Annotated in this window: 12 protein-coding genes and 1 pseudogene; 5 read left to right on the forward strand and 8 right to left on the reverse strand. The window is 35.3% G+C overall.

Going from position 1 to position 12998, the window contains the following annotated elements; translation table 11 throughout:
* Positions 1-193 precede the first annotated feature (193 nt).
* The 4 genes from DRF58_RS07985 to DRF58_RS08000 all read left to right on the forward strand — a co-directional run bounded on the left by DRF58_RS07985 (position 194) and on the right by DRF58_RS08000 (position 4463).
* Positions 194-748 carry an L-threonylcarbamoyladenylate synthase gene (locus DRF58_RS07985; protein WP_116034458.1) on the forward strand — a complete coding sequence of 185 codons (555 nt, stop codon included), beginning with the start codon at positions 194-196 and terminating at the stop codon, positions 746-748.
* Between the two features lie 428 nt (positions 749-1176).
* On the forward strand, positions 1177-2607 hold the full coding sequence (locus DRF58_RS07990; protein ID WP_116034460.1) for a CCA tRNA nucleotidyltransferase: 1431 nt from the start codon (positions 1177-1179) through the stop codon (positions 2605-2607).
* A 52-nt stretch (positions 2608-2659) separates the two neighbouring features.
* Positions 2660-4018, forward strand: a complete 1359-nt coding sequence (locus tag DRF58_RS07995; RefSeq protein WP_123902384.1) for a hypothetical protein — start codon at positions 2660-2662, stop codon at positions 4016-4018.
* Between the two features lie 4 nt (positions 4019-4022).
* Positions 4023-4463: a GreA/GreB family elongation factor gene (locus DRF58_RS08000; protein ID WP_116034495.1), complete on the forward strand. Its 441-nt coding sequence runs from the start codon at positions 4023-4025 to the stop codon at positions 4461-4463.
* Between the two features lie 453 nt (positions 4464-4916).
* On the opposite strand, the gene DRF58_RS18700 is transcribed toward DRF58_RS08000, so the two are convergent.
* The 8 genes and pseudogenes from DRF58_RS18700 to DRF58_RS19015 form a co-directional block, all read right to left on the reverse strand.
* Positions 4917-5291 carry a nucleotidyl transferase AbiEii/AbiGii toxin family protein gene (locus DRF58_RS18700; protein WP_245955382.1) on the reverse strand — a complete coding sequence of 125 codons (375 nt, stop codon included), beginning with the start codon at positions 5289-5291 and terminating at the stop codon, positions 4917-4919.
* Positions 5292-5344: 53 nt separating this feature from the next.
* The gene (locus DRF58_RS08010) at positions 5345-5584 is read right to left on the reverse strand and encodes a DUF6922 domain-containing protein (RefSeq protein WP_116034463.1); all 240 of its coding nucleotides are present in this window, start codon (positions 5582-5584) and stop codon (positions 5345-5347) included.
* 44 nt (positions 5585-5628) lie between these two features.
* Positions 5629-6654, reverse strand: coding sequence for a sensor histidine kinase (locus tag DRF58_RS08015; RefSeq protein ID WP_245955383.1), 1026 nt, complete (start codon positions 6652-6654; stop codon positions 5629-5631).
* A gap of 189 nt (positions 6655-6843) precedes the next feature.
* Complete coding sequence (locus tag DRF58_RS08020) at positions 6844-8061, reverse strand: ABC transporter permease (protein ID WP_116034465.1); 1218 nt, start codon at positions 8059-8061, stop codon at positions 6844-6846.
* A 443-nt stretch (positions 8062-8504) separates the two neighbouring features.
* The gene (locus DRF58_RS08025) at positions 8505-9242 is read right to left on the reverse strand and encodes an ABC transporter ATP-binding protein (protein WP_116034466.1); all 738 of its coding nucleotides are present in this window, start codon (positions 9240-9242) and stop codon (positions 8505-8507) included.
* A gap of 101 nt (positions 9243-9343) precedes the next feature.
* Entirely contained in the window at positions 9344-10597 is a 1254-nt protein-coding gene (locus tag DRF58_RS08030; RefSeq protein WP_116034468.1) for an efflux RND transporter periplasmic adaptor subunit, read from the reverse strand.
* Between the two features lie 104 nt (positions 10598-10701).
* On the reverse strand, positions 10702-11313 hold the full coding sequence (locus tag DRF58_RS19010) for a TolC family protein (protein ID WP_317124855.1): 612 nt from the start codon (positions 11311-11313) through the stop codon (positions 10702-10704).
* 66 nt (positions 11314-11379) lie between these two features.
* A pseudogene (locus tag DRF58_RS19015) lies at positions 11380-11928 on the reverse strand (TolC family protein); the annotation flags it as partial.
* 255 nt (positions 11929-12183) lie between these two features.
* Between DRF58_RS19015 and DRF58_RS08040 the strand changes: the two are divergent.
* A complete protein-coding gene (locus tag DRF58_RS08040) occupies positions 12184-12978 on the forward strand; it encodes a thymidylate synthase (protein WP_116034470.1) in 795 nt (264 codons plus the stop codon).
* Positions 12979-12998: the final 20 nt, after the last annotated feature.

Here is a 12998-nt window from a genome sequence, read left to right on the forward strand (position 1 = left end):
TACGAAAATCTAGATTATGTTAAATGAAGTTTAACAGGTTAATACTTTTTAAAAATCTGTTCATTATTTGTTAAATTTGCAATAGATAGTTTTATCTGTAAAAATCATAAAAAACAATTAAAACACTAAAAATCAAATATTTAAAAATCTTAACAGTCATTAATATTTGATTTTTCCCAAAATTTGCACTGAAATGGACTTTACAAAAGCTTTAGAAATATTACAATCCGGCGGAACCATACTTTATCCAACAGATACTATTTGGGGAATCGGGTGTGACGCAACCAATCCGGACGCCATCAAAAAGATATTTGACATCAAAAAAAGAGAGCAAAACAAATCTCTTATTATATTAGTAGAGTCCGAAAAAAGACTGCAGGATTTGGTAGATGTACCGGAAATGGCTTGGCAAATCATCGACCTTAGCGAGAAACCCGTAACAATAGTTTATGAAAATCCGAAGAATCTTCCCAAAGAATTATTGGCAGAAGACGGAAGCGTCGGAATCCGAATTGTGAAAAATGATTACTGCAAAAAGCTGATTTCAAAACTCAACAAACCTTTAGTCTCAACCTCAGCTAATTTGAGTGGACAAAAATCTCCTATGAAGTTTTCGGACATTTCTGATGAGATTAAAAATTCTGTTGACTATACAGTAGAAGACAATCACGACAAGGTTTCGGAATTTTCTGCTTCATCTGTTATCAAAGTTTGGAACAACAACCAGATTAAAATCCTTCGCGAATAAAAAAACCAGCGGATGACCTTTTGCAAGACCATCCGCCGGAAAATAAACTATGAAAAAAAACTACTTTTTGTATTTACCATAATCTCAAAAAGAATACCGCTCATATTTTCGTAGCAAAATGTCTGATTTTCAATAATTAAAATAAAATCAAAAGACAAAAAGTCTTGAAATTCAAAAAAAAATGAATTTGATATTTTTAATACCTAAGACAAAATTTCGAAAAAACTTATCTTTGCGGATGATTAGCAAACTATGAAAGAGTTTATTATTCTATCAAAAGTTTTTCAAACCACATAGCCACATAGAAATATTAGTATCAAATTAAAAACGTAATTAATAACTTCTATTTTTCCTTTTAAATTAAAAGACAACTATATGCCTATGTGGTTGCAATATTTTAAATTCAATTTCACTACTTATCAGTTTTAATGTTCATCAACCTCAAACAAAATAAAAACTTTAAACTATTCAAAATCATTTCTGAAGTCGCTGGCAGAAACGGACAATCTGTTTATGCCGTTGGCGGATTCGTAAGAGACTGGCTGATGAAAAGAAAAGCGCCAACCGACATCGATTTTGTTACAGAATCCAGCGGAATAGAGCTTGCAGAAAGCATTGCCAAAGAAATTGACCCCAAAACAAAAGTCGCAGTTTTCAAAACTTATGGAACAGCAATGTTTCGATACAAGGATTTGGAACTGGAATTTGTGGGCGCCAGAAAAGAAAGTTACAGCGAGGATTCTAGAAAACCGTCTGTGGAAATCGGAACTTTGGAAGACGATCAAAAACGCAGAGATTTTACCATCAACGCTATGGCAATTTCTCTCAACAAAGATAATTTCGGAGAATTGATTGACCCATTTGGCGGAATGCAGGATTTGTCTGACAAAATCTTGAGAACACCTTTGGAACCTCATCAAACCTATTCCGATGACCCATTGAGAATGATGAGAGCTATTCGTTTTGCAACGACCTTAGATTTCGAAATTGAAGAAAATTCTTTGCAAGCGATCAGAGAGGAAGCGGAAAGAATGAAAATAGTTTCGATGGAACGCATTATGGTGGAGTTTAACAAAATAATGCTTTCCGACAGACCATCAAAAGGTTTAAAGTTATTAGAAGAAACTTCCCTACTCGATTATATTCTTCCGGAATTGACGGCATTGAAAGGCATCGAAGATATTGATGGACAAACACATAAAGATAATTTCTACCACACGTTAGCCGTTGTAGATAATATTTCTGAAAATACGGATAAACTCTGGTTGCGCTGGTCAGCTTTACTCCACGATATTGGGAAAGCGCCGACTAAAAAGTTTGTAGAAGGAATTGGCTGGACTTTCCACGGTCACGAGTTTGTGGGTTCTAAAATGATAAAATCGATTTTCAAAAGGCTGAAACTTCCGCTTGGGCAAGAACAGAAATATGTCGAAAAACTGGTAAGAATGCACGCCCGTCCAATTGCTTTGATTACGGATGATGCTTCGGACTCCGCACTCAGAAGGTTACTTTTTGATTCAGGTGAAGACTTGGAAGACCTTTTCACGCTTTGTAAATCTGATATAACAACCAAAAATTATTCAAAGCAAGCTCGTTTCAAAAAGAATTTCGAATATGTAGCGCAAAAGATAAAAGAGGTTGAAGAAAAAGATCAAGTTCGAAATTTTCAACCACCTATTTCCGGAGAAGAAATTATGGTAATGTTCAATCTGAAACCCGGAAGAGAAATCGGAATTCTGAAAGAAAAAGTGAAGGAAGCTATTCTGGAAGGCGAAATCAAAAATGATAAAACGGAAGCCAGAGATTTTGTAATTGCTGAAGCTTCTAAAATTGGACTTGATTATAAAAATAAACAGTAAAAACCATAACCATTTGAATATAAAATTTTTACAAAATCCCACACAAATAATATTGATATTAATCTTATGTTCCGTTTTCTGTGTTTTTGTCATACTGAACAGAACATTAATAATAGATGATGCTTACATAACGTTTCAATATTCCAGGAACTTTGCAGAACATCTGAAACCTTGGTATAATCTTGACCCCTTTTATCAAGGAAATGGACAAACGAGTCTGCTATGGATGGGGGTTTTATCGGCATTCAATTGGGTTGGTCTGAAATCTGAAAAAATATTCTACATCGTCAATATTTTAATTGGGATATTTCTAATTATACAAGCCGTTTCTTTAATATTCAAAGAGCAGAAACCACTAAAAAAGTTGTTCAGGGTGATATTTAGTCTTTTTTTCACCTATTGGATGGCGCTTAACTCCACACACGGATTGGAAACTATTTTATCCACTTTTGTTCTATATATGTTTTTAAAAGATTGGAAAAACATTAGAAATCCCTATTCTTTACTACTCGTTTTAGTTCGTCCTGAGTTTGGTATTTTTTTAGTTTTCTGGTTTCTCAACTCAAATTTCAGTCAAAAAAAAGAAGTTATAACGAAGTTTCTTTATTGCTCTGCTGGAATATTAATATTTGCTTTATTTTACTTTATTTTTTACAAATTCTATATCCCGCTTCCTTTTATTCTAAAATCTAATTTCAACAGCTACAGCTATTTAGGCTTCAAAGTTTTCCTAGGAAGATTCATATTGTTTTCACCTGTAATTTTAGCTTTGCTTTATAAGAAAAACTATTTTAAACTGATACCTTTGGTTTTTCTCATCTTCTTTTATAGTTTTAATATTAGTAGCTATTCTTCCGGGATTTATATTCGATATTTTTTTCCTTTGACAACTTATTTTTTAATAGCCGACTTCGACTTTTCATCTCATAATTTTTATCGAAAAGCAACAAACTTAGTTGTAAGCTGTGTATTATTAGCTTCAGCGCTCAGAATGATTGATTTATCTAAAAATTTTTACGATGACAGACAAGGTGTCATAACTGATAACGAAGGATTTTACAGCAGTTATGGTGTACTCGCTAAAAAATTAAAAAAATCAGATAGGGTAATTATAATGGATGCCGGTCACGTTGCTTACTTTTCGCCAGCGACAGTTTATGACGGCTATGGACTGAATGATGCGACTATGCTGCTTGCCAGAAAACATAGCGATACTGCGACTTACAGAAATTATGTAGACACCAGAAAAATCAATATAGTTTCAGTTGTCTCCAAAGATTCTCTAACTTTTAATCCAAGAATTGATTCTGGATTTACTTATAAAAGTTTAAATCTGCAACATAAGAAACTACTTTACAAATTGCCTATGGACAGTAATTTTTATCTTTTTGTTTATCAATATAAAGATTAATGCGATGGATAAACAAAAATTATCACTGCTAATCAGTCAAAAGCTCTCCGAAAAAATCCAGAATTTTGAAAAGCTGATTGCGGAAACCCGAGCTTCCAACAACGACACTAAAAGCTCAATGGGTGATAAATATGAAACAGGAAGAGAAATGCTTCAGCAGGAAATTAATAATCTTCAAGTTCAATTGAATGAAGTTTTGAAACAACAGGATTTTCTAAAAACAATTCTTATAAAACCTTCTGAAAAAGCAGAAAAAGGAGCGATTGTAAAAACTGAAAAAGGTTTATTTTTTATCTCCGTTTCTTTGGGCGAAATTAATTTTGACAATCAAAAAATCATTTGCATTTCTCCCGAATCCCCTTTAGCAAAAGCAATGAACGGAAAACAAAAAGGTGATGTTTTTTCTCTGAATAATATGAGTCAGAAAATTGTAGATATTCAGTAATTATAAACTTTTCCCACCAATATATTCCATTAGTGAATCTTTATAATTGGGAGCAATGGCAATTTGTTCTTTTCCGATTACGATGTGATTTCTTTCTCTTCCAAAACCTGCATTGCTTCTATGGCGCTGTTGCATTTGGCTTTCAGTTCCAGAAAATGTGTTTTCAGAACATAACTTTCTATTAAGTTCAAAGCCATTGGTTCGTCGTCCGCAATTAGGCAGGTTATTTTTTTTTTATTTATTTGTGAATTTTTTTATGAGATTTTCAAAATCAGATTTTATTACTTCCCAGTGTTTTCCTTTCAGACATAAAACTTCAAAGTCATCATCAGCTATTTGAAAATTGGTGAAATTTTTAATAATCAAATCCGAATCGTGAGTAAATGGATAACGAATCTTGTGAAAAGCCAACATTTCTTGTAAGGAAAAATAGTTTAAAAGCTCGTGCAAATCCTAAAAATCTTTTTTCCCACCTCCATTTTGTATAACTTCTATTTTCACTGCTGTTATATCTTTCAAACTTGCCAAACGAATATTATCAATCAATAATTCATCATCAATAAAAGGGTCTGAGTAGAAAACATCAAGCTTTACTGCATTATTTTCACTACTTCCTATAAAATAAGATTTACCAAAAGAAGTAAGTTCCGAAGAAAATACGATGAAAGAAAATTTAGATTTAAGAAACGTTTCTATGTCTTCAAAATTAAGACTTCCATAATATGAATCCGTAAAAAGGTCTATATCAATGGAAATGCGATGACCGAGTTGCAACGAAAGAGAAGTTCCACCAACCAAACGAAACGGTTTCAGAATATCAGAATCCATTACAATTTTGAGGACAGATTTTAAATAGGGCGATACAGTAGAATAACACAACATTATTTATTGATATGAAGATGCATTGGCTTGGTTGATTTGGAATTCAAAACACTTTTAATCAACTCTTTACCGTAGAATTTTTCAATCTCAATCTTCGCTTCTTCGTCGCCACGTTCAAAAACCCGTTTGATGACAGCTACATATTTGTTCTTCCAATCAATTTCATCAAAATTTGTGTCCCAAAAAAGAAACCTTGGGATTTTAGAAAAATCTGGATGAAGTTTAGATGATTGTAGCATTGTTTATAACTTACTCAAAGATAGTGATTTTTAAAATTAAAATTTTAATTCGTTTTCAATTTCACTTCCGCGATGTACACTCCGTCGTTCAGACAAGAATGAAACTCGTGTTTTTTGGGATAAAGCAAGTTAAGTCTTTTTTTCAGATTTTCGACGCCGATTCCCGAACCGCTTTTGTCTGTATCGGTTTTTGGAAAATTGGAATTAGAAGCCGTGAACTGAATTTCGTCTTCAATAACTTCCATTTTAAAACTAATATCCGAATGTTGCGTTGCTGAAACGCCGTGTTTAAAAGCATTTTCAACAATCGAAATAAATAACAACGGTGCCACTTCAAGATTCGGAATCTTTGTTGGAAAATTAGTGTAAACTTTCGTTTTGTCGTTTAATCTTAATGACATCAAATCAATGTATTTATTCAGAAAATCGATTTCTTCCGAAAGACTGATTTTATCGACATCGGTTTTGTATAAAAGATGTCGCATCAATTTACTCAAACTGTGGACACTTTGTTTCGCTTTCTCCGAATCAAAATCAATTAAGGAATAAATATTATTAAGTGCGTTGAAAAAGAAATGTGGCTGAAGTTGATATTTAAGATGTTGAAGTTCAGAATGTAACTTGATATTATCGGCTTCGATTTTCATTTCTTCCGCTTTCTGCATTTTTTTACTCGCCTTAATAGCAATCGAAAACGCAACAGGAATCAGATAAATCAGGAAATCGAAAAAGTAACGCATTCCGTCTGGCGGACGTTTTCCCAGCATTTTTGGTCGGTCTGGTTCGAGTAATTCGAAAATCTGACTTTTGATAAAAATTAGCAAAATCAATAACAAAAAATTGGATGCGAAAAACCACAATTTTTTATCCTCAAATAGCCATTTAACAATGATAAAATAATTGAGATAAAATATAATCGCAAGGAAAAACAACTGCAACCAAAAGTGTCTGAAAATTGCACTCCAATCTGTCTCCGAACCAATGGTGAACGCCGCAGGAAGAAAGAACAAAACCAGCCAAATCAAAAGATGAAGGCTGATTTCGAGGTTTTTATTTTTTAGGTTTATCATTTATCAATTAAGAGATTAAAGCATTAAAAGACTTGCAATTTTTCATCAATTTAAAACTTGAACTTATTCAAACCCTTAAAAATATTGGATTTGTGAAAGTTTTCAAGAAGTGAATTTAAGATTTTTTCCAGCATTATTCTTTTTCATTTTTAAAATTACCAACAACTATCAACCAAAAACCGTCAACAATTACTCATATCTCAAAGCGTCAATCGGGTCACTTTGCGCCGCTTTTCTCGCAGGATACCAACCGAAGAAAACACCTGTAATTGTACACACAACAAAGGAAATCACAATTGAACTTGCTGTAACACTTACTGGCCAGCCTGCAAATTGTTTGATACAAAATGTAGAAATCAAGCCAATCAAAACACCGAGCACTCCGCCAGTAATTGAAATCAAAACAGATTCTATCAAAAACTGCATCAAGATGTCATTTCCTTTCGCACCAATCGCCATTCTCAGACCGATTTCTTTGGTTCTTTCTTTTACCGAAACGTACATAATATTCATAATTCCGATTCCGCCGACCAATAAAGAAATACTTGCAATTGCAACGAGAAGAATCGTCAACATTTCGCTGGTTGAGCTAAACATCGAGATAATTTCCTGCTGAGAAGAAACGTTGAAATCGTTGTCTTCATCAGGTTTTATTTTGTGCTGAGTTTCCATAATGGACTTGATTTCATTCACTGCGTTTTCAGAATCTTCCTCACTTTGAGAAGAAGCGACAATCGACTGAAGATAAGTCTGTGCCAAAACTCTTTTCTGAACCGCCGTGTAAGGCGCAATAATGATGTCATCTTGGTCTTGTCCAAATGTGTTTTCGCCCTTTTCTTTCAAAACACCAATCACTTTGAACGGAATATTTTTGAAACGAATCATTTTTCCAATCGGGTTTTCATTCGGGAAGAGGTTTTCCTGAACCGTTTTTCCGATAACAGCAACTTTCGCATACGATTCGATGTCATCTTCTGTGAACATAGAACCTTCGTCAACGCCCCAATCACGGATTTTCAGATATTCTGGAGAAGCACCATAAATTGAGGTCGGCCAGTTGTTGGAACCCGCGATACTTTGTCCGCTTCCATTGACCAAAGGCGAAATTTCTTTGATGAGTTTTGCCTGAGATTTCAAAGCGTTATAATCTGCCAAAGTCAAAGTTTGCATCGCGGAAGGGTCGGAACGAACGCCGCCCATCATTCCTGCTCCTGGACGAATTGTGATAAGATTCGCGCCCATACTTGAAATATTTTTCTTGATGCTTTCTTTGGAACCTTCTCCAATTGCCAACATTGCAATCACGGAAGCCACACCAATGATGATTCCGAGCATTGTCAGCATTGCTCTGGTTTTGTTGAGGAGAATGGCTTTCCAGGCTATTTTTAATAAATTGATGAAATTCATTTTCTTGATTTTTTGTTACCGAAGATTCAGGATTTTTTTCCATAGTTTTCACCTACGGCTACTCAAATTGAAGTCTACGACTTCTTTTAAAAAACTTTTTGCAAACCTGACTTCTTCATTATCTTTTTCATTGTCGGGTTCATTTTCTGCTTCATTGCTTCTACATTTTCGTCTGCATTGTAGGTTTGCAAAAAGTTCACAACATTAATTCCTCTTCATTTTTTCCATAGGTTAAAACCTATGGCTATTGATATTGAACCCTTAGAGTTCGTCGTTTTTTTAATAAAACTTTTGTAAACCAGCCTCTTCATTATCTTTTTCATTGTCGGTTTCATATTACTTCTTCATTACATTTGCATCTCTGTCTGCATTTTTGGTTTACAAAAGTTTACTTCATTAATCCATCTTCATTGAGATTTCTAAATATATATTTGAACAAGTGTTTATTCTGCTTTTGGAAGTTTTACTAATTCGTCTTTGGCAATCAGTCGGTTTTCTACAGTTTTGTCTTCCTTGATTAATCCGTCTCGCAAAATCACGGTTCGTTTGCTGAATCTCGCAATATCGTCCTCATGCGTTACAAATCCAATCGTGATTCCCTGGTCGTTGAGCTCCTGAAAAAGATTCATCACTTCGTAGGAAGTTCTGGTGTCGAGATTTCCTGTTGCCTCGTCTGCTAAAAGGATGATTGGATGATTGACCAAGGCTCTCGCAATTGCAACTCTCTGTTGTTGTCCGCCTGAAAGCTGACTCGGAACGTGTCCCATTCTGCTTTCCAAACCGACTTGTTTCAAGGCTTTGACAGCGCGCTCCCTTCTCTCTTCCGCCGACACTTTGGAATTGTAGAGCAAAGGCAGCTCTACGTTTTCCAGCGCGCTGGTTCTAGCCAATAAATTGTAGGATTGAAATATGAATCCGATTTTGGTATTTCTGATTTCCGCCAGCTGGTTTTTGTTTAAATCTTTGACCAAAACGCCGTCCAGTTCGTAACTTCCTGAAGTTGGTTGGTCGAGACATCCTAAAACATTGAGGAATGTTGATTTTCCCGAACCGCTGGTTCCCATAATCGTCACAAATTCGCCTTCGTTGATAGTCAAATCGATGCCTTTTAAAGCGTGAACGATTTCGTCGCCCATTTTGAATTCGCGTTTCAGGTTTTCTATTTTGATGATGGGTTTCATTTTATTTGTTGGTTTACAGTTGATGGTTGTTGGATTTCTTTAAGTTTGAGATTTGAAGTTTGAAGTTTCTGTCAACTATCAACCGACAACTCTCAACACAATTAATTCGGTGGACCTTGGTTTGAACTTGATTTTTTGTTGTTATTATTTGGTCTTTTCGGCATAAATGGGCTGCTTTCGTCAGATTCTGATTTTGCAACAGGTTCTGTTTGTTCGTCAAGTGAGGTTACGATTTGTTCGTTTCCTGAAAGTCCGCTAACCACCTGAATATTGATTCCGTCATTAATTCCGATTGTGATTAATTTCTGGGAAAGACTGCCGTCGTTATTTTTAATCCAGATGTATTTTTCTTTGCGTTTGCCGGTTTTGATTTCAGGAATTTTTGCCGTGATTTGGTTATGCTGATAATATTTCTGCAAAGTTTCCGTATCTGGACTAAAAGCAATTGCCGAAGCGGGAACTGTATCGATATCTTTTAATTCCTGAGTGAAAATCGTAATAGTTGCTGTTAATCCTGGTTTCAATTTTTGTTCTGGATTGTCTGCATCGATGATTACCGTGTAAGTCACAACATTCGATTCTGTAGTTGCCGACAAACGAACCTGACGAACACGACCGCTGAATTCTTCCTGTGGATAAGCATCAACTGTGAAACTAACTCGCTGACCAACTTCAACACCGCCGATATCGGCTTCATCTACATTCGCTTCAACCTGCATTTTTGTGATGTCTTTTGCAATCGTGAATAATGTCGGAGTTGTCATACTAGCTGCAACAGTTTGTCCTTCTTCCACTTCTCTACTTAGGATAATTCCGTCAATCGGAGCATAAATATTAGCATAACTCAAATTGGTTCTCGCTTGCGCCAATGCCGTTTTTCTCTGACTTACCGTTTCCTGAGAATTTTTAACCTGATAAGCCGCCTGTTCGTAATCTGCTTTGCTAATCACTCCGGATTTATACATATTGTTTTGACGATTGTAATTCTGTTGGTAATAATTCAGCTCGTTCAGCGATGCATTATATTGAGCTAAAGCATTGTTCACAGATTCCTGAAGATTGGTTTTGTCCAATTCTGCCAAAAGCTGACCTTTTTTCACGGGAGAATTGTAATCTGCATAAATGTGATTGATAATTCCTGAAACCTGCGTTCCGACATCAACTTGGTCTACCGGTTCCACTGTTCCGGTTGCGGTAACAGAAGTTGTGACATTCTGTTTGGATAATTTCACGGTCTGAGCGGCGATACTCGCTTTTTTCTCTGTCGTAAAATATTTGTATCCGAAGAATACGACAATTGCAGCAACAAGAACAATAATGGAATTTTTGAAGTATTTTTTATATTTTGGATTCATAATCTTGATATTTTGATTTTATTCTTTCCCCGACCCTAAAGGGTGGAATAAAATCAATTTGCTCCCTTTAGGATTGGGGCAACAAATTGATTCTTGTTAATTTATTAATTAGCAGTTAGTGTTTTCCCTTGATAAAAATTCAGTAACTGAGTGTACAAAACTGCCATATATTTTGACTGAAGATACGTTTGCTCATTCGTCAAATAAGTGTTTCTGCTTACAGCCAATTCCGTAGTTGTAAAACCTCCGAATTCATATTTTTTACTTGCCAAATCATAAGCGAGTTTTGCATTGTCTCTTGCCACTTTCGAAGATTTTTGCTGAGCTTGATTAGCAATTGCATTCTGCCAAGCTGTTTCAATGGATGAATACAAAGTCTTGCTTGCACTGATTTTATCGAGTTTATTCTGTTCAATATCGATTTGAGCTAATTTCACATTCGTATCATTCTGTTTTTTCGAGAAAATCGGAATGTTCAGAGATAAACCAACTGATTTGTTGAAATTATTTTTGATTTGATTTAAATAACTGTAATCCTGAGTGCTCGTAAAGCCTGTACTCAATCCTGCAGTTGCGGAAAGTGTCGGTTTGTAACCCGCTTTTGTAATTTCAAGTGCTTTTGCAAGAATCTCATTTTGAGAATCATAAATTTTCAAATCCGGAAGATTTTCGATTGCTTGAGCAAAAACTTGTTGTTTATCAGGAATTGATTCCATTAAATCGGTCAGTTTTATTTTTTCAATTTGAAAATCAACACTTGGGTCGAGTTCCAATAATTGTTTTAATTTTAAAACCTGTTGATTGTAAAGATTTTCGCTGTTCACAACTGTGTATTGATTCTGCGCATCCTGAGTTTCAACATCCGCCAAATCTAATTTTGAAATTGCTCCGTTTTTGTATTTGGTTTGCGTCAGTTTCAGTTCCTGAGCAGAAGAATTGGCAGTGTATTTTGCACTTTCGATTCCTTCATAATAATATAAAGCCTGCAAATAAGCATTCAGAACATTCAGAACGATACTATTTTCAGCCTGTTTTTGGTATAATGAAGATTGGTCGAGAATCATTTTGTTCTGTTCGATTTGAAGATTCAGTTTATTACCCTGATAAATCGTTATATTTCCACTCAACCCAAAACTATTTGACAAGATATTTTGATTCACAAATGAACTCGTAATCGGGTCGATACTGGAACCATTTGTCAAACCTATAGAAGTTGTACCGTAGATTGTCGGAAGTTTGTTATTCTTCTGCTGTTGATAATTCAAAGAAGCAGTCGTTTTGTCCAAAACCGTTTTCTTCACGGTAATGTTGTTTTTTACAGCGTAATCAAGACAATCCTCAAGCGTTCATACTTTTTGAGCCGGAGCAAGGATTCCGATGAAAAGCGTTATGATGATGTATTTTTGCATTGTTCGTCTGTTTTACGGGAACAAAGTTGTTGCATATAGAAAATAATATCAAATCTTATCGACGAACAGCAGGATTTTATGGAAGAATAGCTTTACTCTATCGTTAATTATTGGTTGCTCTTGCTCGTTTTCAACTAAAATTTCTTTATTTTGTATTTATAATTTTTAGCTTTCGCAATGCAAAACTACCTAGATTTACTTCAGCATATTTTAGATAACGGAACCGACAAAACCGACAGAACAGGAACGGGAACACGAAGCGTTTTTGGCTACCAATTACGTTATGATTTATCGAAAGGATTTCCTTTGGTAACGACAAAAAAGGTTCATTTGAAGTCTATTATTTATGAGTTGCTTTGGTTCATCAAAGGAGATACTAATATCAAATATCTGACTGATAACGGTATTTCAATTTGGAACGAATGGGCCGATGAAAACGGAGATTTGGGTCCAGTTTACGGCGCACAATGGAGAAGCTGGAGCGGAGCCGATGGAAAAGTGGTTGACCAATTTTCTGAAGTGATCGAACAAATCAAGAAAAATCCGGATTCCCGAAGATTAATTGTTTCCGCTTGGAACGCTTCCGAAATCCCGAATATGGCTTTGGCGCCTTGTCACGCTTTGTTTCAGTTTTATGTTGCGGATGGAAAATTGTCGCTGCAGTTGTACCAAAGAAGTGCGGATGTTTTTCTGGGTGTTCCTTTCAACATCGCTAGTTATGCGCTTTTATTGATGATGGTTGCACAGGTTACAGGACTTGAAGTTGGCGATTACGTTCACACTTTCGGGGATGTTCATATTTACAATAATCATTTTGAGCAGGTTCAGAAACAGCTTTCAAGAGAAACAAGACCTTTGCCAACGATGAAACTGAATCCAGAAATCAAAGATATTTTTGATTTTGCTTTTGAGGATTTTACTTTAGAAAATTATGACCCGCATCCGGGAATTAAAGCGCCGGTGGCGATATAAAATTAAGTGGGAAATTCATT

Source organism: Epilithonimonas hispanica (assembly GCF_003385395.1).
Lineage (GTDB): Bacteria > Bacteroidota > Bacteroidia > Flavobacteriales > Weeksellaceae > Epilithonimonas > Epilithonimonas hispanica.

Coding starts and splice junctions, on each gene's coding strand:
- DRF58_RS18700 (WP_245955382.1), bottom strand. CDS start 5,291: ATGGATTCTGATATTCTGAAACCGTTTCGTTTGGTTGGTGGAACTTCT.
- DRF58_RS07985 (WP_116034458.1), top strand. CDS start 194: ATGGACTTTACAAAAGCTTTAGAAATATTACAATCCGGCGGAACCATA.
- DRF58_RS08015 (WP_245955383.1), bottom strand. CDS start 6,654: ATGATAAACCTAAAAAATAAAAACCTCGAAATCAGCCTTCATCTTTTG.
- DRF58_RS08020 (WP_116034465.1), bottom strand. CDS start 8,061: ATGAATTTCATCAATTTATTAAAAATAGCCTGGAAAGCCATTCTCCTC.
- DRF58_RS07990 (WP_116034460.1), top strand. CDS start 1,177: ATGTTCATCAACCTCAAACAAAATAAAAACTTTAAACTATTCAAAATC.
- DRF58_RS08025 (WP_116034466.1), bottom strand. CDS start 9,242: ATGAAACCCATCATCAAAATAGAAAACCTGAAACGCGAATTCAAAATG.
- DRF58_RS19010 (WP_317124855.1), bottom strand. CDS start 11,313: ATGGAATCAATTCCTGATAAACAACAAGTTTTTGCTCAAGCAATCGAA.
- DRF58_RS08030 (WP_116034468.1), bottom strand. CDS start 10,597: ATGAATCCAAAATATAAAAAATACTTCAAAAATTCCATTATTGTTCTT.
- DRF58_RS08040 (WP_116034470.1), top strand. CDS start 12,184: ATGCAAAACTACCTAGATTTACTTCAGCATATTTTAGATAACGGAACC.
- DRF58_RS08010 (WP_116034463.1), bottom strand. CDS start 5,584: ATGCTACAATCATCTAAACTTCATCCAGATTTTTCTAAAATCCCAAGG.
- DRF58_RS08000 (WP_116034495.1), top strand. CDS start 4,023: ATGGATAAACAAAAATTATCACTGCTAATCAGTCAAAAGCTCTCCGAA.